This window comes from Burkholderia sp. BCC0506 (assembly GCF_902833145.1).
GTDB lineage: Bacteria > Pseudomonadota > Gammaproteobacteria > Burkholderiales > Burkholderiaceae > Burkholderia.
Genome location: NZ_CADFEN010000010.1, coordinates 57,809 through 73,532 on the forward strand (window position 1 = coordinate 57,809; position 15,724 = coordinate 73,532).

18 protein-coding genes are annotated in these 15,724 nt (G+C 68.8%); 17 read left to right on the forward strand and 1 reads right to left on the reverse strand.

Translation table 11 applies throughout. The features are described from left to right. The first annotated feature begins 6 nt into the window (after nucleotides 1-6). The 7 genes from HWX62_RS22605 to HWX62_RS22635 all read left to right on the forward strand — a co-directional run bounded on the left by HWX62_RS22605 (nucleotide 7) and on the right by HWX62_RS22635 (nucleotide 5,882). Complete coding sequence (locus HWX62_RS22605; protein ID WP_175932550.1) at nucleotides 7-897, forward strand: peptidylprolyl isomerase; 891 nt, start codon at nucleotides 7-9, stop codon at nucleotides 895-897. A gap of 7 nt (nucleotides 898-904) precedes the next feature. After that, nucleotides 905-1,735 (forward strand): hypothetical protein, encoded by an 831-nt coding sequence (locus tag HWX62_RS22610; protein ID WP_175932551.1) that lies wholly within the window; start codon nucleotides 905-907, stop codon nucleotides 1,733-1,735. A gap of 37 nt (nucleotides 1,736-1,772) precedes the next feature. Further along, nucleotides 1,773-2,135, forward strand: a complete 363-nt coding sequence (locus HWX62_RS22615; protein WP_175932552.1) for a hypothetical protein — start codon at nucleotides 1,773-1,775, stop codon at nucleotides 2,133-2,135. Between the two features lie 76 nt (nucleotides 2,136-2,211). Further along, entirely contained in the window at nucleotides 2,212-3,666 is a 1,455-nt protein-coding gene (locus HWX62_RS22620; RefSeq protein WP_175932553.1) for a Do family serine endopeptidase, read from the forward strand. After that, nucleotides 3,663-4,142, forward strand: coding sequence for a YbaB/EbfC family DNA-binding protein (locus tag HWX62_RS22625; protein ID WP_175932554.1), 480 nt, complete (start codon nucleotides 3,663-3,665; stop codon nucleotides 4,140-4,142). The genes HWX62_RS22620 and HWX62_RS22625 overlap by 4 nt, the downstream gene beginning before the upstream one ends. Nucleotides 4,143-4,240: 98 nt before the next feature. After that, a complete protein-coding gene (tecA, locus tag HWX62_RS22630) occupies nucleotides 4,241-4,720 on the forward strand; it encodes a type 6 secretion system effector deamidase TecA (protein ID WP_175932555.1) in 480 nt (159 codons plus the stop codon). Between the two features lie 268 nt (nucleotides 4,721-4,988). Further along, the gene (locus tag HWX62_RS22635; protein ID WP_175932556.1) at nucleotides 4,989-5,882 is read left to right on the forward strand and encodes an IclR family transcriptional regulator; all 894 of its coding nucleotides are present in this window, start codon (nucleotides 4,989-4,991) and stop codon (nucleotides 5,880-5,882) included. Between the two features lie 122 nt (nucleotides 5,883-6,004). On the opposite strand, the gene HWX62_RS22640 is transcribed toward HWX62_RS22635, so the two are convergent. After that, complete coding sequence (locus HWX62_RS22640) at nucleotides 6,005-7,084, reverse strand: porin (protein ID WP_175932557.1); 1,080 nt, start codon at nucleotides 7,082-7,084, stop codon at nucleotides 6,005-6,007. A 444-nt stretch (nucleotides 7,085-7,528) separates the two neighbouring features. Here HWX62_RS22640 and HWX62_RS22645 point away from each other — a divergent pair, with 444 nt between their 5' ends. The 10 genes from HWX62_RS22645 to HWX62_RS22690 all read left to right on the forward strand — a co-directional run bounded on the left by HWX62_RS22645 (nucleotide 7,529) and on the right by HWX62_RS22690 (nucleotide 15,661). Further along, the gene (locus tag HWX62_RS22645; protein WP_175932558.1) at nucleotides 7,529-7,846 is read left to right on the forward strand and encodes a non-heme iron oxygenase ferredoxin subunit; all 318 of its coding nucleotides are present in this window, start codon (nucleotides 7,529-7,531) and stop codon (nucleotides 7,844-7,846) included. Nucleotide 7,847: 1 nt separating this feature from the next. Beyond that, complete coding sequence (locus tag HWX62_RS22650) at nucleotides 7,848-8,159, forward strand: recombinase-like helix-turn-helix domain-containing protein (protein WP_175932559.1); 312 nt, start codon at nucleotides 7,848-7,850, stop codon at nucleotides 8,157-8,159. 63 nt (nucleotides 8,160-8,222) lie between these two features. After that, nucleotides 8,223-9,293 carry an aromatic ring-hydroxylating dioxygenase subunit alpha gene (locus HWX62_RS22655; protein WP_175932560.1) on the forward strand — a complete coding sequence of 357 codons (1,071 nt, stop codon included), beginning with the start codon at nucleotides 8,223-8,225 and terminating at the stop codon, nucleotides 9,291-9,293. Then, nucleotides 9,286-10,056 (forward strand): SDR family oxidoreductase, encoded by a 771-nt coding sequence (locus tag HWX62_RS22660; protein ID WP_175932561.1) that lies wholly within the window; start codon nucleotides 9,286-9,288, stop codon nucleotides 10,054-10,056. The genes HWX62_RS22655 and HWX62_RS22660 overlap by 8 nt, the downstream gene beginning before the upstream one ends. A gap of 34 nt (nucleotides 10,057-10,090) precedes the next feature. Continuing rightward, complete coding sequence (locus tag HWX62_RS22665; RefSeq protein WP_175932562.1) at nucleotides 10,091-10,618, forward strand: cupin domain-containing protein; 528 nt, start codon at nucleotides 10,091-10,093, stop codon at nucleotides 10,616-10,618. Between the two features lie 18 nt (nucleotides 10,619-10,636). After that, entirely contained in the window at nucleotides 10,637-11,533 is an 897-nt protein-coding gene (locus HWX62_RS22670; RefSeq protein WP_175932563.1) for an alpha/beta fold hydrolase, read from the forward strand. Further along, nucleotides 11,530-12,387 carry an IclR family transcriptional regulator gene (locus tag HWX62_RS22675; RefSeq protein ID WP_175932564.1) on the forward strand — a complete coding sequence of 286 codons (858 nt, stop codon included), beginning with the start codon at nucleotides 11,530-11,532 and terminating at the stop codon, nucleotides 12,385-12,387. Before HWX62_RS22670 ends, HWX62_RS22675 begins: the two co-directional genes overlap by 4 nt. Further along, complete coding sequence (locus tag HWX62_RS22680) at nucleotides 12,384-13,181, forward strand: SDR family oxidoreductase (RefSeq protein WP_175932565.1); 798 nt, start codon at nucleotides 12,384-12,386, stop codon at nucleotides 13,179-13,181. The genes HWX62_RS22675 and HWX62_RS22680 overlap by 4 nt, the downstream gene beginning before the upstream one ends. Continuing rightward, nucleotides 13,174-14,841 (forward strand): thiamine pyrophosphate-binding protein, encoded by a 1,668-nt coding sequence (locus tag HWX62_RS22685; RefSeq protein ID WP_175932566.1) that lies wholly within the window; start codon nucleotides 13,174-13,176, stop codon nucleotides 14,839-14,841. Before HWX62_RS22680 ends, HWX62_RS22685 begins: the two co-directional genes overlap by 8 nt. Next, nucleotides 14,834-15,661: an aspartate dehydrogenase gene (locus HWX62_RS22690; protein ID WP_175932567.1), complete on the forward strand. Its 828-nt coding sequence runs from the start codon at nucleotides 14,834-14,836 to the stop codon at nucleotides 15,659-15,661. Before HWX62_RS22685 ends, HWX62_RS22690 begins: the two co-directional genes overlap by 8 nt. Nucleotides 15,662-15,724: the final 63 nt, after the last annotated feature.

Below are 15,724 nucleotides of genomic sequence, written 5' to 3' on the forward strand. Positions count from 1 at the left end.
CCAACGATGATGACGAAGATGAAGATGCTGGCGATGGTGGCAGGCGGTCTCGTGCTGGGCGCGCCGCTCGTGGCATGCGCGCAGGACGACGTGATCGCGAATGCCGCGCAGGCGTCGGTCACGCAGGCCGATATCGCCGGCCTGTTGAAGACGGTGAGCGCCGAAGGGCGCGAGCGCCTCGCGGCCGATCCGGCGACGCTCGACCAGGTCGTGCGTTCGACGCTCGCGCAGAAGGCCGTGCTCGCCGAGGCGAAATCGAAGGGCTGGGACAAGCAGGCGCCGGTGCAGGCGGCCATCGAGCAAGCGCAGCGCGATATCGTCGTGCGCAGCTATCTGGCATCGGTGAATGCGCCGCCGCCCGACTACCCGTCGGACGCGGAGCTTCAGTCGGCCTATGACAAGAACCGCGCGGCATTTACGGCGCCGCGCGCGCTGCACGTCGCGCAGATCTTTATCGCGGTGCCGCCGAACGCGGATGCCGCGACGCTCGACAAGGCGCGCAAGCAGGCGGCCGATCTCGCGAGCCGTGCGCGCAACGGCGATTTCGCGGCGCTGGCGAGGGCGAACTCGCAAGACAAGGCAAGCGCCGCGAACGGCGGCGATCTCGGTTTCGTGCCCGATCAGCTGATGGTGCCGGCGGTCCGTCAGGCCGCCGACGCGTTGAAGCCGGGCGAGGTAGCCGCGCCGATCCGGACGCCGGCCGGTTTTCACGTCGTGAAGCTGATCGAGATACGCGCGGCCGCGCCGCGCCCGCTGGCCGACGTGAAGGAGCAACTGCGCGCGATGCTGCGCGCCCAGCGTACGCAGCAGAATGCGCAGGCGTATCTCGCGAAGCTGGCCGCGAACGCACCGATCAACGAAGACGCGCTGAAGAAAGCGCTCGCGTCGGCCCGGTAGCGCGATCATGGCAACGCTCCGTTCGACGCCGCGCGTCGACGCGCCCGATGCGCGCACGCCAGGGCGTCGCCGCCCGGCCGCGGCCGCCGACCGTCCGCGCATGCCGAAGGCGAACCCGTGGCCGGGGCGGCCCGGCGAGTGGCCGACGCATTGCCCGCTGTGCTTTGGCGCGCTGGAGCCGTTGCCCGGTGCGGGCGGCCATGCGCGACACCGCAGCGCGCGATGTTCCGCGCAGTGCGTGCTCACGACGCGCCAGTATCAGCCCGAGGAGCCGACGATTCGCGGCTCGCGCGACCTGCAGGTCGCGACCCGCCATCGAGACCGCTTCATCGCGCAGTGGCCGCGCCATTACGCGCTGATGCGGCGGGCGTGGCCCGCGCTTACGATGGGGCGCTTCACCTCGGTGATCGCGTGCGCGGATGTCGCGGATCTCTGGTCGTACCGGACGTTGCGCGACGACGATCTGGCGGCCGTGCTGCTCGTCCTGGCCGGCTTCCTGCGCGTGCCGGACGGATCGGCCGCCGCCGCGCCGGCCGACGACGCGTGCGCGCCCGCCGTGCGCTGGGTGCGGTTCTGGTTCGACGCGAGCGTGCGCGACGTCGGCGATCTGTGGACGGCCGGCGGCGCCGTGCCGCCGCTGTTCCGCGTCGATTACCGGGAGCCGCTCGTCACGCCGTATCCGACCGGCGCGCAGGTGCACGCGTGGCAGCCCGTCGACGGGCTGCGCGATGCGTGGGCGGAGCATGCCGTCGCGGACGAGCCGGCCATCGAGGCGACCGAGCGCGCGGCGTTCGAGCGCTTCCTCGCGCGTGCGCCGGCGTCGGGGGCGGGTGGGTGAGTGCGCGAGCGCGACGACATCAGGGAAGGAGGTGCGGATGAAGCGGCGACGGAACGCGGGCGCGGTCGTCTGCCTGCTGCTGACGGCCAGCGCACATGCGCAGGGCGGCGGCGCGGCGGCGCCGGCCAGTGCCGGATCGACGGAGAAGCCGGTATGCGTCGATGCGGAAATCGACGGCAAGCGCGCGCTGTCGTACGACTGCCTGAGCCGGCAGCTGCAGCCGAAGGCCGAGCCTCAGGCGGGCGCCTCGCAAACGGATTCGGAGCGGTTGTCGAAGCAGCCGTCGAACCGTCTCGGCACGTTCAACCTGTCGACCGAGCGAAACCGTTTCGGCTCGAACTGGGGGCGCTCGATCACGCCGCAGCGGCCCGATGCACCGGTCCCGGTGCCGCCGAAGTGATGCATGCGGGCGGACGCGCGACACGGGCATCGATGTACCGAAGACGTTTCGGCCGGAATCGACGAGGAGCAGCGACATGAATACGGGCAGGCAGACGGACCGGGCGAAGGTGCTGAGGGCGATCGCGGGCGTACTCGCACTCGCGTGCGCGTGTGCCGGGGCGGCAGTCCAGTCCGCCGAGCCGCCCGCGCAGGCGGATGCCGCACCGCCGGGCGTCGCGCTGCCGAACTTCGCCGCGCTGGTCCGGCGGGTCGGCCCGGCCGTCGTCAACATCAGCGTCACGCGCGAAGTCACGCAGATGGGCATCCAGTTGCCGCCCGGCATCGCGCCCGATCATCCGCTCGCGCCGTTTCTCGCGCGGCGCGTGATCGGCAACCGCGAGGAAGTGAGCCTCGGATCGGGTTTCATTGTCAGTGCGGACGGCGTGATCCTGACCAACCGGCACGTGGTCGGCGACGCGGTCGCGATCGACGTGAAATTGACCGACAAGCGGCAGTTCAAGGGGCGCGTGATCGGCAGCGATCCGGTATCCGACGTCGCGGTGATCCGCATCGATGCGCACGACCTGCCGGTCGTCGCGACCGGCGACCCGGCACGCACCGAGGTCGGCGACTGGGTGATGGCGATCGGGTCGCCGTACGGGTTCGCGAATACCGTCACGCAGGGCATCGTCAGCGCGAAGTCGCGCTCGTTGCCCGGCGAGCAGGCGATTCCGTTCATCCAGACCGATGTGCCGATCAATCCCGGCAATTCGGGCGGCCCATTGTTCGACCTGAACGGCCGCGTGATCGCGATCAATTCGATGATCTTCTCGAAGACGGGCGGTTACCAGGGGCTCGCGTTCGCGATTCCGATCGATATCGCGCTCGACGTGAAGGACCAACTGCTGCGCACCGGCAAGGTCACGCGCGGCCGGCTCGGCGTGGCCTTGCAGGAAGTGAGCCAGGCGCTCGCGCGCTCGTTCGGGCTCGCGAGCCCGGACGGCGCGCTGGTCACGATGGTCGAGCCGGACGGCCCGGCCGCGCGCGCCGGCCTGCAGGCGGGCGACGTCGTGCTCGCGGTCGACGGCAAGCCGGTCGCGGAATCGGCGGATCTGCTCGGCACGGTGGCGGGCATGCGGGCGGGGCGGCAGGCCGACCTGCTCGTGTGGCGCGCGGGGCGGGCGATGCACGTGATCGCGACGATCGGCGCATTCGACAGCGGCGCCGCGTCGGCCGGTGGCGAACAGGGGCCGGCGCGGTTCGGGCTCGCGCTGCGGGCGGCGACGGAGCAGGAGCGCCGACGGCTCGGCGTCGGTCAGGCGCTCGTCGTCGAGCAGGCGAGCGGCCTGGCCGCACGCGCGGGTTTGCAGCCCGGCGATGTCGTGCTGTCGGTCAACGGCACGCCGGTGGCGAGCATCGGCGCGTTGATGACCGGGATCGACGCCGCGCATGGCAACGTCGCGCTGCTGGTACAGCGTGGCGGTACGCGGCTGTATGTGCCGGTCGAGATCGGCCGGGCGGACCCATCGTCGACACGGGAGGCGGGATGAAGCGAATGCGGAAGCGGAGCGCATCGGGATGGCTCGGTGCGATCCTCGTCGCGTCCGTGCTGGTCGCGGGTGTCGCGCCGGCCGTCGCGCAGACGGCCGACGTGCCGCCGACGTGGATCCGCTACGGTCAACTCGCGGGGCAGCAGTTCCAGACGTGGCTCGAAGCGGACGGCGACGCGGCCGACCGGCTCCACCGCTATCTCGAGACGCGCGTGCTGAACGCGCGCGCCGGTGCGCCGCCGCCCGCGATCGTCGTGCGGGCGTGGATCGGTACGAACGGCGTCGTCACGCGTGTCGAGTTCGCGTCGCTGGGCGATGCCGATGCGGACGCGGCGCTGCGGCAATTGCTGACGGCCGGCCCGCTGGCCGAGCCGCCGCCGCCCGACATGCTGCAGCCGCTGCGCGTGCGCCTGCGGCTCGCGCCGAATCCGGACGCGGCGGCTGCTGCGCCGGCGTCGGCCGCGCGCATGCCGTGACGTTCGGGACCGGTCGACGCGGGCGCAAATCATAATAAGATATGACGTTATCGCGTCGACGGGACGACGACGTCCCGCTTTCCTGAAAGGAGCTATCCGTGCAACTGACCCAGTTAGGCGGGCATGTCGCCCAATCCGGCATCGCCGAACGGCAAAAACACGCGCAGGCGCTGATGTTCGGGATGGCGAACATCGACGAGTACGTGTCCGCCGGCGTGTGCTACGACGCCGCGGCCTATGTCCGCTATCTGCTGCGCGCCGACGCGATGATCGCGCCCGGTGCGCTGCTCGACACGATCGGCCAGCAGTGGAGGACGCGCTTCAATTTCGAGACCGGCGTGCAATGGGACGGGCGCGCGAGCATTCCGGCGGGCACCGCGGTCGGCTTCGCGCGCGGCGCCAATGTCTTTCATGCCGCGATCGCCGTCGGCGGCACGCGGATCCGCGGGATCAACGGCGGCCTGCTGGGTGCCGGATGGCTGCGTCCGGTCGACCTGGCGCGCGTGCTGCAGCCGGATCCGGCCGGCGGCTTCGCGTACGATCGCACGACCATTCGCGTCTATCTGTCGCGGCTGTAGACTGTCCGGCGTCGAATCTCTCGCTGTCTTCGCACTTCCCCGCAGGCGGCCGCCTTCCCGGCGTCCGGCGATTTCCGCATGGCGTCGCGCGGCCCAACGCTGCTATCCTCTCGACCTTGAACGACGCGTCATGGCGGCGTGGACGCGCATGCTGCATCGCGGCGGCGCGCGCCGGTGCGAGCCCATGCGCGCACTGAGGTAGCATGCTTGAATATCCACGACGATCGATGACCTGTTTCGTGACCGATTTCCTTCCGTCCATGTCCACATGGTCAAGACAACGATGAGCGGCGCACCTGAGCCGGCGGCGTCCGGCGACGAAGAATCGTCGGGCGGCGCTTCGTCCTATCTGGTGCCGGGGCTCGAACGCGGGCTGCGGATCCTTGCCGAATTCTCCGCGCGCGAGCCCGTGCTCGGCGCGCCCGAGCTGTCGAAGCGCATCGGCATTCCGCGCACGACCACGTTCCGCCTGCTGCAGACGCTCGAGGCGCTCGGTTTTCTCGAACGCGTGAACGGCGACCGCTATTTCCGGCTCGGCGTCGGCGTGCTGCGGCTCGGCTTCGAATACCTGAATTCACTGGAACTGACCGATCTCGGCACGCCCGTGCTCGAACGGCTGCGCGATTCGACTGGGCTGTCGACGCACCTGCTGATCCGCGACCAGCGTGACGTGGTGTTCGTCGCGAAGGCGCAGAGCAATGCATCGATGTTCGGTTCGGTGAAGGTGCACGTCGGCACGCGCCTGCCCGCGCATGCGACCGTGCATGGCCATGTGCTGATGGGCGACCTGACGCGCGATGCGATGCGGCAGCTCTATCCGGAGAAGAAACTCGAACCGTTCACCGAGCGCACGCCCGGCACCGTCGACGAGCTGTACGACCGCGTGCGGCATTACGCGCGGCTCGGCTACGCGGTCAGCGAGGCGGCGTTCGAGAGCGGCATTTCGGCCGTGACCGCGCCCGTGCGCGATCATTCGGGCTCGATCGTCGCGGCGATCACCGCAACGGTGCCGCGCTCGGAGATCGGCGAGGCCGGCGAGAAGGAACGGCTCGTCGAGGCCGTGTGCGGCGCGGCGGTCGACCTGTCGCAACGGCTGAACTATCGTCCGCTCGAAAGCGATCCGACGTTCGCGCATGCGCGCCACAAGGTCGCGATGTTCTGATCCGTCGAACGAGCCGCGTCGCGCGGCTTCGCCGAGCGCCGACAGCAGTCGTCCATGAGGAAAGAGCAGCCCCGGGGCTGCTCTTTTCGTTTCGGCATCGCGGCTGCCGCGCCCGCCGGCGGTCAGAACGAGTGGTGAATGCCGGTCAGCACGATCACCTGGTTCGCGGTGCTCGACACGCCGGCCGTGAAGAACGCGGCCTTCGCTCCGCCCGAACCGTGTTCGTACAGCACGTTCGCATACAACTGCGTGCGCTTGGACAACGCGTAGATGTCGCCGAGCTCGACCTGCGTCCAGCGGCGGCCGGCCAGCGTCGTGGTCGCCGCGCCGCCCGCGATCGTGTTGAACGCGCTGCTGCGGTAGTTCACGCCTGCGTCGTAGCTCTGGAACGTGTCGGAAAACCCGTTCGACTGCATCTTCACGCGCGTGTAGAGGCCGTGCACGAGGAAGTCGCCGATCTGGTACGACGCGCCCGCGCCGATGTTCTCGACCTTGCTGGCGAGATAACCGTTCGCGGTGTTCTGCCCCTGGAACGACGCGATGCCCGTCTGGCCGATCAGGATCGCGCGGTCGTGCTCGTTCGAGTAGACGGCCGACGCCTTGAACGGCCCGTTCGCGTAGTTCAGCGCGACGCCGACCGATTTGCCAGTCGAGAAGTTCGTCGTGTTGCCGAGCGCGAGCGTCGCCGCGGCCGAGAAGCCCGCGAAGCTCGGCGAACGGTACTTGATCGAATTGTTGTACGGCACGTTGCCGGTCGCGGCGAGCCCGTCGATGTTGCCGGGGTGGAACGCAAACCAGCTCAGCGCGAGGTACGCGGTGCTGAGCGGATCGAGATAGTCGAACGTCAACGGCGTCTGGCGGCCGAGCGTCAGCGTGCCGTAGCGCTCGGCGCTGAGGCCGACGTACGCCGCGCGGTTCCATATCGTGTTCGCGGTCGCGAACTGGCCGTTGTTCGTATAGAAGCCGTTTTCCAGCTGGAAGATCGCCGACAGCCCGTCGCCGAGGTCTTCCTTGCCTTTCAGGCCCCACCGGTCGGGCTGCGTATTGCCCTGGATCATCGCCCACTTCGCATGGCCGCCGACGTTGTTCACATACGCGACACCCGCATCCATGCTGCCGTACAGCACCACGCTGCTCTGCGCCCACGCGCCCGACGCGGCGCCGATTCCGATGACTGCCGCTGCTACCGCATGCTTGACCATTTGATCTCCTGACTCTCCAACCTGATGAAAACGTGTTGTGACGGCCTGCGCGGGGACGGCCGGCCGTCGCGCATGGTCATCGCCGAGTGGGCTTTCTTATGTTCCATATAAGGAACATCATGCCTTTGATGGAATGGAGTATAGAGGCGTCATGCGCGCGGACAAAAATAAATTTTTCGGGACGGATGGGCGCCGTCGTGAGACCCGGCGGCACGGCTTGATGTCTTGAAAAAGCCGATAAACCCTCGCAATAAAACAAAAAATTACATTCGATAAGGTAGGCGAGGGGGATGGCGGATCTGTGCGTCGGTGTTTTCCCTAGGACATGCAGCTTTTTATTTTGATCGCGGAACGTCGCTCCTATAATCACCATCCATAAACTGTTGTTCCTGATATGGAACAAATCGGAACAAACCGAGTGTCGCTCAGAAGGAAGGGTGTGAGATGTCTGAACAATGGATTTGCGCCGGTCACGCCGGCGCGCTGTCGGAAGACACGCCGATCGAGTTCAAGCGGACCGACGGCGTGGAAATCGGGATCTACCGCGTCGGCGACGACGTGTATGCGCTCGAGAACGTGTGCCCGCATGCGTACGCGCTGCTGACGCAGGGGTTCGTCGACGAAGGCACGGTCGAATGCCCGCTGCACGAGGCCGTGTTCGACATCAGGACGGGCGAATGCCTGAAGGGGCCGGGCGGCCGCGCGCTGAAGCAGTACGCCGTGCGCCTCGCCGGCGAGGAAATCCAGATCAAGGTGGACTGACATGAAACCAGCGACCGTCAACTTCAATCCCTTCCTGAAGCCGTGGGTGGCGCCGCAGCCGAACAACGTCGCGGGCAAGGGGCAGATCGAGATTCCCGGCCAGGCCGAGAACCAGGTCTGGCAGAACCGCAAGGCCGAACCCACCCAGTACGAGAACGACCTCGGCGATGCGCTCGAACGCGTGTTCGAGCGCGGGGCGACCGAGCTGGACGATGTCGTCGCGGGCCTGAACCGCATCGGCTTTCGCGCGCCGGACGGCACCGCGTGGACCGCGGAGCGTTTTCGCGCCGAAATGGCCTCGCTGGCGGAATGAACGCCCCGACCGCGCCGCGCGCCTGAGCGCCGGCCCGACGACAACCGCATCCGGAGCACACTGATGACGTCCCCCGACCAACACGAAACCCAACACGACGCGGTTCGCGACTATCTCGACCGCGGCATCAAGAACTACTGGTATCCCGTTGCACCGAGCTGGCAGGTGTCGAATGCACCGGTCGGCCTCACGCGCCTGTCCGAGCAGATCGTGCTGTGGCGCGATCACGACGGCAAGGTCCATGCGCTGGAAGACCGTTGCCCGCACCGCGGCGCGCGCCTGTCGCTCGGCTGGAACCTCGGCGGCAACATCGCATGCTGGTATCACGGCATCGAAGTCGACGGCGGCGGCACGGTCAACCGCGTGCCGGCCGTATCCAACTGCCCGCTCGAAGGCACGAAGTGCGTGAAGTCGTATCCGGTCGAAGAGAAGGCCGGCGCGATCTTCCTGTGGTTCGGCGACGAAGCGCACGGCGAGCCGGCGCCGCTGAACCTGCCGGAAGAACTGGTCGCCGACGAATACGCGCACTTCCTGTGCGTGTCGAACTGGAAGTGCAATTACCAGTACGCGATCGACAACGTGATGGACCCGATGCACGGCGCGTATCTGCACGCGAGCTCGCACTCGATGGCCGAAGGCGACAAGCAGGCCGAGATGCGCGTGCGCAAGACGGAAACGGGCCTGATGTTCGAGAAGATCGGCCAGCGCGACGTGAACTTCGACTGGGTCGAGCTCGGCGAAACCGGCTGCCTGTGGATGCGCCTCGCGATTCCGTACAAGCAGAAGTTCGGCCCGGGCGGGAACTTCGGGATCACCGGCTTCGCGACGCCGGTCGACGGCGACCACTGCCAGGTCTATTTCTGGCGCACCCGCAAGGTCAGCGGCTGGCAGCGCGACGTGTGGCGCTTCATGTACCGCAACCGCCTCGAAGGCCTGCACTGGGACGTGCTCGAGCAGGATCGCTACGTCCTCGAAAGCCTCGCGCCGCACGCGCGCGATCACGAATACCTGTACCAGCACGACGTCGGCATCACGCGCGTGCGCCGGATGCTGCGCCAGCGTGCGCAGGAGCACCTGGCCGCGCTCGACGCGCACCGTGCGGCGCGCGCCGCTGCGGAGCCGACGAATGGCTGAGTTCGCTCCGGTCGTCGCGCTGCCGGGGCGCCGCGTGCTTGTCACGGGCGGCGCGCGCGGTCTCGGCGCCGCCTTCGTGAAGGCGCTGGTCGAAGCGGGCGCGCAGGTCGCGTTCGGCGACGTGCTCATCGACGAGGGCCGCGCGCTCGCCGCGCAGCTCGCGCAAGCCGGCCACACCGCGCACTTCTTCGCCCTTGACCTCGCCGACCCGGCCAGCATCGACGCGTTCGTCGCGCAGGGCGCGGCGGTGCTCGGCGGCGTCGACGCGCTGATCAACAACGCGGCGATCACGAACTCGGGCGGCAAGCTGTCGACCGAGCTCGACGTGTCGACGTGGGACGCCGTGATGAACGTGAACGTGCGCGGCGTGTGGCTCGTCAGCAATGCGGCGCTGCCGCACCTCGCGCAATCGGGCCGCGGCGCGATCGTGAACCTCGCATCGGACACCGCGCTGTGGGGCGCGCCGAAGCTGCTCGCGTACGTCGCGAGCAAGGGCGCGGTGATCGCGATGACGCATGCGCAGGCGCGCGAGTTCGGCGCGCACGGCGTGACGGTCAACGCGATCGCGCCGGGGCTCACCGAAGTCGAGGCGACCGCCTACGTACCGGCCGAGCGCCATGCGTTCTACCTGCAGGGCCGTGCGCTGACGCGCGCGCAGGTGCCCGACGACGTGACGGGCCCCGTGCTGTTCCTGCTGTCGGACGGCGCGCGCTTCGTGACGGGTCAACTGCTGCCGGTCAACGGCGGCTTCGTAATGAATTGAATCGCAGTTTTCACTCGGAATGAAGGAGAGGACGATGGCGGACGCCGATCTCGAACGCAAGTCGTGGGACCAGCCGGAAGGCACGAGCTTCAACGAATGGATGGAAGGGCGCGTCGCGCGCTACGCGACGCGGCGCTACGACTGGGACGCACTGAAGTTCCAGGCCGACTACGACCCGAAGTACCGCCGTGCGCAGATGCGCTATGTCGGCACGGGCGGCACGGGCGTCGCGAAGGACGTCAACACGGTGCCGGCCGGCAACTTCACGTTCTCGACGATGGTCATCCCGGCCGGCAACATCGGCCCGAGCCACATTCATATCGACGTCGAGGAAATCTTCTTCGTGCTGCGCGGCAAGATGAAGGTGATCTGCGAGCGCGACGGCGAGACGTGGGAAGCGATCCTCGGCGAGCGCGACCTGATCTCGGTGCCGCCGGGCGTGTATCGCACGGAAATCAACATCGGCGAGGAAGATGCGCTGATGTGCGTGATGCTCGGTTCGCCGAAGCCGATCACGCCGACGTATCCGCCCGATTCGCCGCTCGCGAAGATCAAGCGTTGAGACGGGGCGGGTAAAGCAATGCGTGTCATCGACAAACGTGAACGCGACCGCACGGCGGCGTTCGCCGCGCTGCTCGGACAGTTTCCCGAGCAGCGTTGCGCGGCCGGCGCGGCGGGCACGATCGGCTATCGCGAGGCCGGCGCGCGGCATGCGGGGCGCACGCTGCCCGTCGTGCTGCTGCACGGGATCGGCTCGGGCGCCGCATCGTGGGTGCGCCAGCTCGACACGCTCGGCGCATCGCGGCGCGTGCTCGCGTGGGATGCGCCCGGGTACGGCGTGTCGACGCCCGTGCACGGCGCGTCGCCGGCCGCCGCCGATTACGCGGCATCGCTGAACGCGTGGCTCGAGGCACTCGGCATCGAACGCTGCGTGCTGGTCGGCCACTCGCTCGGCGCGATCATCGCGGGCGGTCTCGCCCGCGTGATGCCCGCGCGGATCGCCGGCCTGCTGCTGGTGTCGCCCGCGGGCGGCTACGGCAGCGCACCGGCCGACACCCGCGAATCGCGCCGCGACGCGCGGCTCGCGATGCTCGCGGCACTCGGCCCGGCCGGGCTCGCCGAGCAGCGCAGCGGCAACATGCTGTCCGGCTTCGCGAACGAGGAGGCGCGCGCGTGGGTGCGCTGGAACATGGCGCGCATCGTGCCGGCCGGCTATGCGCAGGCCACGCACCTGCTCGCGAACGCCGATCTCGCCGCCGATCTCGCCGGCTTTCGCGGCCGCACGGCCGTGGCCGTCGGCGCGAACGACGCGATCACGCCGCCCGCCGCGTGCGAGCGGATCGCCGCGGCCGCGCAGGTGGGGCTGCAGGTGATTCCGCAGGCCGGGCACGCCGGCTACGTGGAAGCGCCGGACGTGTATTCCGCATTGATCGATACGTTCTGCCGTCAGTGCGATACGCAGTGGGGGCTGGCATGAGCGAACCGCTGCAACGAAACGAAACCGACAACGCGAGGACCGAAGCCAGCTACGTGGTGCCGGGCCTCGAACGCGGGCTGCGGATTCTCGCCGAATTCTCGCCGCGCGAGCCCGTGCTCGGCGCGCCCGAGCTGTCGAAGCGCCTCGGCATTCCGCGCACGACGGTGTTCCGTCTGCTGCAGACGCTCGAGTCGCTCGGCTTTCTCGAGCGCGCGGACAAGGATCGCAACTACAAACTCGGCATCGCCGTGCTGCGGCTCGGCTTCGAATACCTGAGCTCGCTGGAGCTGACCGATCTCGGCCTGCCGGTGATCGAGAGCCTGCGCGATGCGACCGGTTTCACGACGCACATCGTGATCCGCGACGGCCGCGACGTGGTGTTCGTCGCGAAGGCGCAGAGCCAGGCGCCGGTGTTCAGCTCGATCCGTGTGAACGTCGGCACACGGCTGCCCGCGCATGCGACGACGCACGGCCACGTGCTGATGGGCGACCTGTCGCTGAAGGAGCTGCACGCGCTGTATCCGGAAGGCGTGCTGAACCGGATGACGAGCGCGACGCCGGAAACGGTCGACGCACTGTACGAAGCGATCCGCGAGGATGCGCTGCGCGGCTACGGCGTCAGCAATTCGTCGTTCGAACGCGGGATCTCGGTCGTCACCGCGCCGGTGCGCAACGAGACGCAGAAGATCGTCGCGTGCATCACGGTGACGGTGCCGCGTCCGGAGATCGACGCGGCGTTGATCGCCGACGGGCTGATCGACAAGGTGCAGCGCGCGGCGGCGGAATTGTCGCGGCGCCTCAATTACCGCTCGGATGACGAGCACACGTTCATGAAAGCTTTAGGACTCCGATGATCCAGATCGATCTGACCGGGCAAGTGGCGGTGGTGACGGGCGGTTCATCCGGCATCGGCCTCGCGACGGCCGAGCGGTTCCTGCAGGCCGGCGCGTCGGTCGCGATTTGCGGCCGCGACGGCGACCGTCTCGCACGCGCCGAAGCGATGCTGCGCGACAGGTACGCTGGCGCTCAATTGCTGGCCGCGCGCTGCAACGTACTCGACGAAGGCGACGTGACGGCGTTCGCGCAAGCGGTGTCCGCGCGCTTCGGCCGTGCCGACATGCTGGTCAACAACGCCGGCCAGGGCCGCGTGTCGACCTTCGCCGATACGACCGACGACGCCTGGCGCGAAGAACTCGAACTGAAGTACTTCAGCATCATCCGCCCGACGCGCGCCTTCCTGCCGCTGCTGCGCGATGCGGCCGCGCCGACGATCACCTGCGTGAACTCGCTGCTCGCGCTGCAGCCGGAGCCGCACATGGTCGCGACGTCCTCGGCGCGCGCGGGCGTGCTGAGCCTCGTGAAGTCGCTCGCGACCGAACTGGCGCCGCAGCGCATCCGCGTGAACTCGATCCTGATCGGCATCGTCGAGTCGGGGCAATGGCGCCGCCGCTACGACACGCAGGCGCAGCCCGGCGAAAGCTGGGAAGAGTGGACGGGCGCGCTCGCCCGCAAGAAGAACATTCCGCTGAATCGCTTCGGCAAGCCCGATGAGGCCGCCTGGGCGCTTTTTTATCTCGCAACGCATCTGTCGTCCTACACGACGGGCAGCCATATCGACGTTTCTGGAGGCTTTGCACGCCATGTCTAAAAAAACCACGGTTGGCGAGCTGATTGCCGCCTTTCTCGAGCAGTGCGGCGTGAAAACCGCATTCGGTGTCATCTCGATCCACAACATGCCGATCCTCGATGCGATCCACTCGCGCGGCAACATCCGGTATGTCGGGGCACGCGGCGAAGCAGGGGCGCTGAACATGGCCGACGGGCTGGCCCGCGTGTCGGGCGGCCTCGGCGTCGCGTTCACGAGCACGGGCACGGCGGCGGGCAACGCGGCCGGCGCGATGGTCGAGGCGCTGACGGCCGGCACCGCGCTGCTGCACATCACCGGGCAGATCGAGACGCCGTACCTCGACCAGGATCTCGCGTACATCCACGAAGCGCCCGACCAGCTGTCGATGCTCGACTCGATCTCGAAGGCCGCGTTCCGCGTGCGCACCGTCGAGACCGTACTGCCGACGATCCGCGAAGCCGTGCGCCTCGCGCAGACCGCGCCGACGGGCCCCGTGTCCGTCGAGATTCCGATCGACATCCAGGCGGCCGAGATCGAATGGCCGGAAGACCTTGCTCCGGCCCACGTCGCGGTGCGCGAGCACGACAGCGCCCGCGTCGCGAAGCTGGCCGACGCGCTCGCGGCCAAGCGCCGCCCGCTGCTGTGGCTCGGCGGCGGCGCGCGCCATGCCCGCGACGAAGTCGAACGCCTCGTGAAGCTCGGCTTCGGCGTCGTGACGAGCGTGCAGGGCCGCGGCGTGCTGCCGGAAGATCACCCGGCGACGCTCGGCGCGTTCAACGTGCATGCGTCGGTCGAGGCGTTCTACAAGACCTGCGATGCGCTCGTCGTGGTCGGCTCGCGCCTGCGCGGCAACGAGACGCTGAAGTACAAGCTCGCGCTGCCGCAGCCGCTGTTTCGCGTCGATGCCGATGCGCTCGCCGACAACCGCGGCTATCGCAACGCGCTGTTCGTGCATGGCGATTCGAAGCGCGTGCTGGCCGAACTGGCCGATCGCCTCGAAGGCCGCCTGTCGGTCGATCCGCAATTCGCGGCCGATCTCGCGGCCGCCCGCGAGGATGCGGTGGCCGATGTCGCGAAGGGCCTCGGGCCGTACAGGAAGCTCGTCGACACGCTGCAGGCTGCGGTCGGCCGCGACTACAACTGGGTGCGCGACGTGACGATCTCGAACAGCACGTGGGGCAACCGCCTGCTGAAGATCTTCGAGCCGCGCTCGGGCGTGCATGCGCTCGGCGGCGGCATCGGCCAGGGCATCCAGATGGGCATCGGCGCGGCGCTCGCGGGCGCGGCGGCGAAGACGGTCTGCCTCGTCGGCGACGGCGGCCTGATGGTCAACGTCGGCGAGCTCGTCACGGCCGTGCAGGAAAACGCGAACGTGATGATCGTGCTGATGAACGACCAGTGCTACGGCGTGATCCGCAACATCCAGGACGCGCACTACGGCGGCCGCCGTTGCTTCGTGCAGCTGCACCAGCCCGATTTCGCGCAGTTCTGCGCGAGCTTCGGCCTCACGCACTACCGGATCACGTCGCTCGACCAGGCCGACGCGATCGTGCGCGAAGGGATGGCGAAGGAAGGGCCGGTGATGGTCGAAGTCGACATGCTGTCGGTCGGCTCGTTCGCATCCGCGTTCGCGGGCCCGCCGGTGAAGCAGGAAGCGCCGACGGAGCGCCAGTATGCGTAACGGGCAAAAGCGGGCGCACGCCCCCGTCGACGTCGCGATGATCGGCTTCGGCGCGATCGGTGCGGCCGTGTACCGCGCGGTCGAGCACGATGCGGCGCTGCGCGTCGCGCATGTGATCGTCCCCGAGCACCAGCGCGATGCAGTGCAGCGCGAGCTCGGCGACGCGGTGGAGGTCGTGTCGTCGGTCGACGCGCTGGCCCGCCGCCCGGAGTTCGCGCTCGAATGCGCGGGCCACGGCGCGCTCGTCGATCACGTCGTGCCGCTGCTGAAGGCCGGCACCGACTGCGCGGTCGCGTCGATCGGCGCGCTGTCCGATCTCGCGCTGCTCGACGCGCTGTCGCGTGCGGCCGACGAAGGCGGCACGACGGTGACGCTGTTGTCCGGCGCGATCGGCGGCATCGACGCGCTGGCGTCCGCGCGGCAGGGCGGACTCGACGAGGTGCTGTACGTCGGCCGCAAGCCGCCGCTCGGCTGGCTCGGCACGCCGGCCGAGGCGTTGTGCGACCTGCGTGCGATGACCGAAGAGAAGGTGATCTTCGAAGGCACCGCGCGCGACGCCGCGCGGCTGTATCCGAAGAACGCGAACGTCGCGGCGACGGTCGCGCTCGCGGGCCTCGGCCTCGACGCGACGCACGTGCGCCTGATCGCCGATCCGGCCGTCGCGCGCAACGTGCACCGCATCGCCGCGCGCGGCGCATTCGGCGAGATGTCGCTGGAAATGAGCGGCAAGCCGCTGCCCGACAACCCGAAGACGTCCGCGCTGACGGCATACAGCGCGATTCGCGCGCTGCGCAACCGCGCGGCCCGCTGCGTGATCTGACCGGACCCTGGAGCGTTCGCCCGCGCCACGGCGAGGGCGGGCGTGCAGAGACAGATTTGTGGG

What these genes read in the sequence shown, in the direction of transcription:
- HWX62_RS22605 (WP_175932550.1), top strand. Translation starts at nt 7, where the DNA reads ATGATGACGAAGATGAAGATGCTGGCGATGGTGGCAGGCGGTCTCGTG.
- HWX62_RS22610 (WP_175932551.1), top strand. Translation starts at nt 905, where the DNA reads ATGGCAACGCTCCGTTCGACGCCGCGCGTCGACGCGCCCGATGCGCGC.
- HWX62_RS22615 (WP_175932552.1), top strand. Translation starts at nt 1,773, where the DNA reads ATGAAGCGGCGACGGAACGCGGGCGCGGTCGTCTGCCTGCTGCTGACG.
- HWX62_RS22620 (WP_175932553.1), top strand. Translation starts at nt 2,212, where the DNA reads ATGAATACGGGCAGGCAGACGGACCGGGCGAAGGTGCTGAGGGCGATC.
- HWX62_RS22625 (WP_175932554.1), top strand. Translation starts at nt 3,663, where the DNA reads ATGAAGCGAATGCGGAAGCGGAGCGCATCGGGATGGCTCGGTGCGATC.
- HWX62_RS22635 (WP_175932556.1), top strand. Translation starts at nt 4,989, where the DNA reads ATGGTCAAGACAACGATGAGCGGCGCACCTGAGCCGGCGGCGTCCGGC.
- HWX62_RS22640 (WP_175932557.1), bottom strand. Translation starts at nt 7,084, where the DNA reads ATGGTCAAGCATGCGGTAGCAGCGGCAGTCATCGGAATCGGCGCCGCG.
- HWX62_RS22645 (WP_175932558.1), top strand. Translation starts at nt 7,529, where the DNA reads ATGTCTGAACAATGGATTTGCGCCGGTCACGCCGGCGCGCTGTCGGAA.
- HWX62_RS22650 (WP_175932559.1), top strand. Translation starts at nt 7,848, where the DNA reads ATGAAACCAGCGACCGTCAACTTCAATCCCTTCCTGAAGCCGTGGGTG.
- HWX62_RS22655 (WP_175932560.1), top strand. Translation starts at nt 8,223, where the DNA reads ATGACGTCCCCCGACCAACACGAAACCCAACACGACGCGGTTCGCGAC.
- HWX62_RS22660 (WP_175932561.1), top strand. Translation starts at nt 9,286, where the DNA reads ATGGCTGAGTTCGCTCCGGTCGTCGCGCTGCCGGGGCGCCGCGTGCTT.
- HWX62_RS22665 (WP_175932562.1), top strand. Translation starts at nt 10,091, where the DNA reads ATGGCGGACGCCGATCTCGAACGCAAGTCGTGGGACCAGCCGGAAGGC.
- HWX62_RS22670 (WP_175932563.1), top strand. Translation starts at nt 10,637, where the DNA reads ATGCGTGTCATCGACAAACGTGAACGCGACCGCACGGCGGCGTTCGCC.
- HWX62_RS22675 (WP_175932564.1), top strand. Translation starts at nt 11,530, where the DNA reads ATGAGCGAACCGCTGCAACGAAACGAAACCGACAACGCGAGGACCGAA.
- HWX62_RS22680 (WP_175932565.1), top strand. Translation starts at nt 12,384, where the DNA reads ATGATCCAGATCGATCTGACCGGGCAAGTGGCGGTGGTGACGGGCGGT.
- HWX62_RS22685 (WP_175932566.1), top strand. Translation starts at nt 13,174, where the DNA reads ATGTCTAAAAAAACCACGGTTGGCGAGCTGATTGCCGCCTTTCTCGAG.
- HWX62_RS22690 (WP_175932567.1), top strand. Translation starts at nt 14,834, where the DNA reads ATGCGTAACGGGCAAAAGCGGGCGCACGCCCCCGTCGACGTCGCGATG.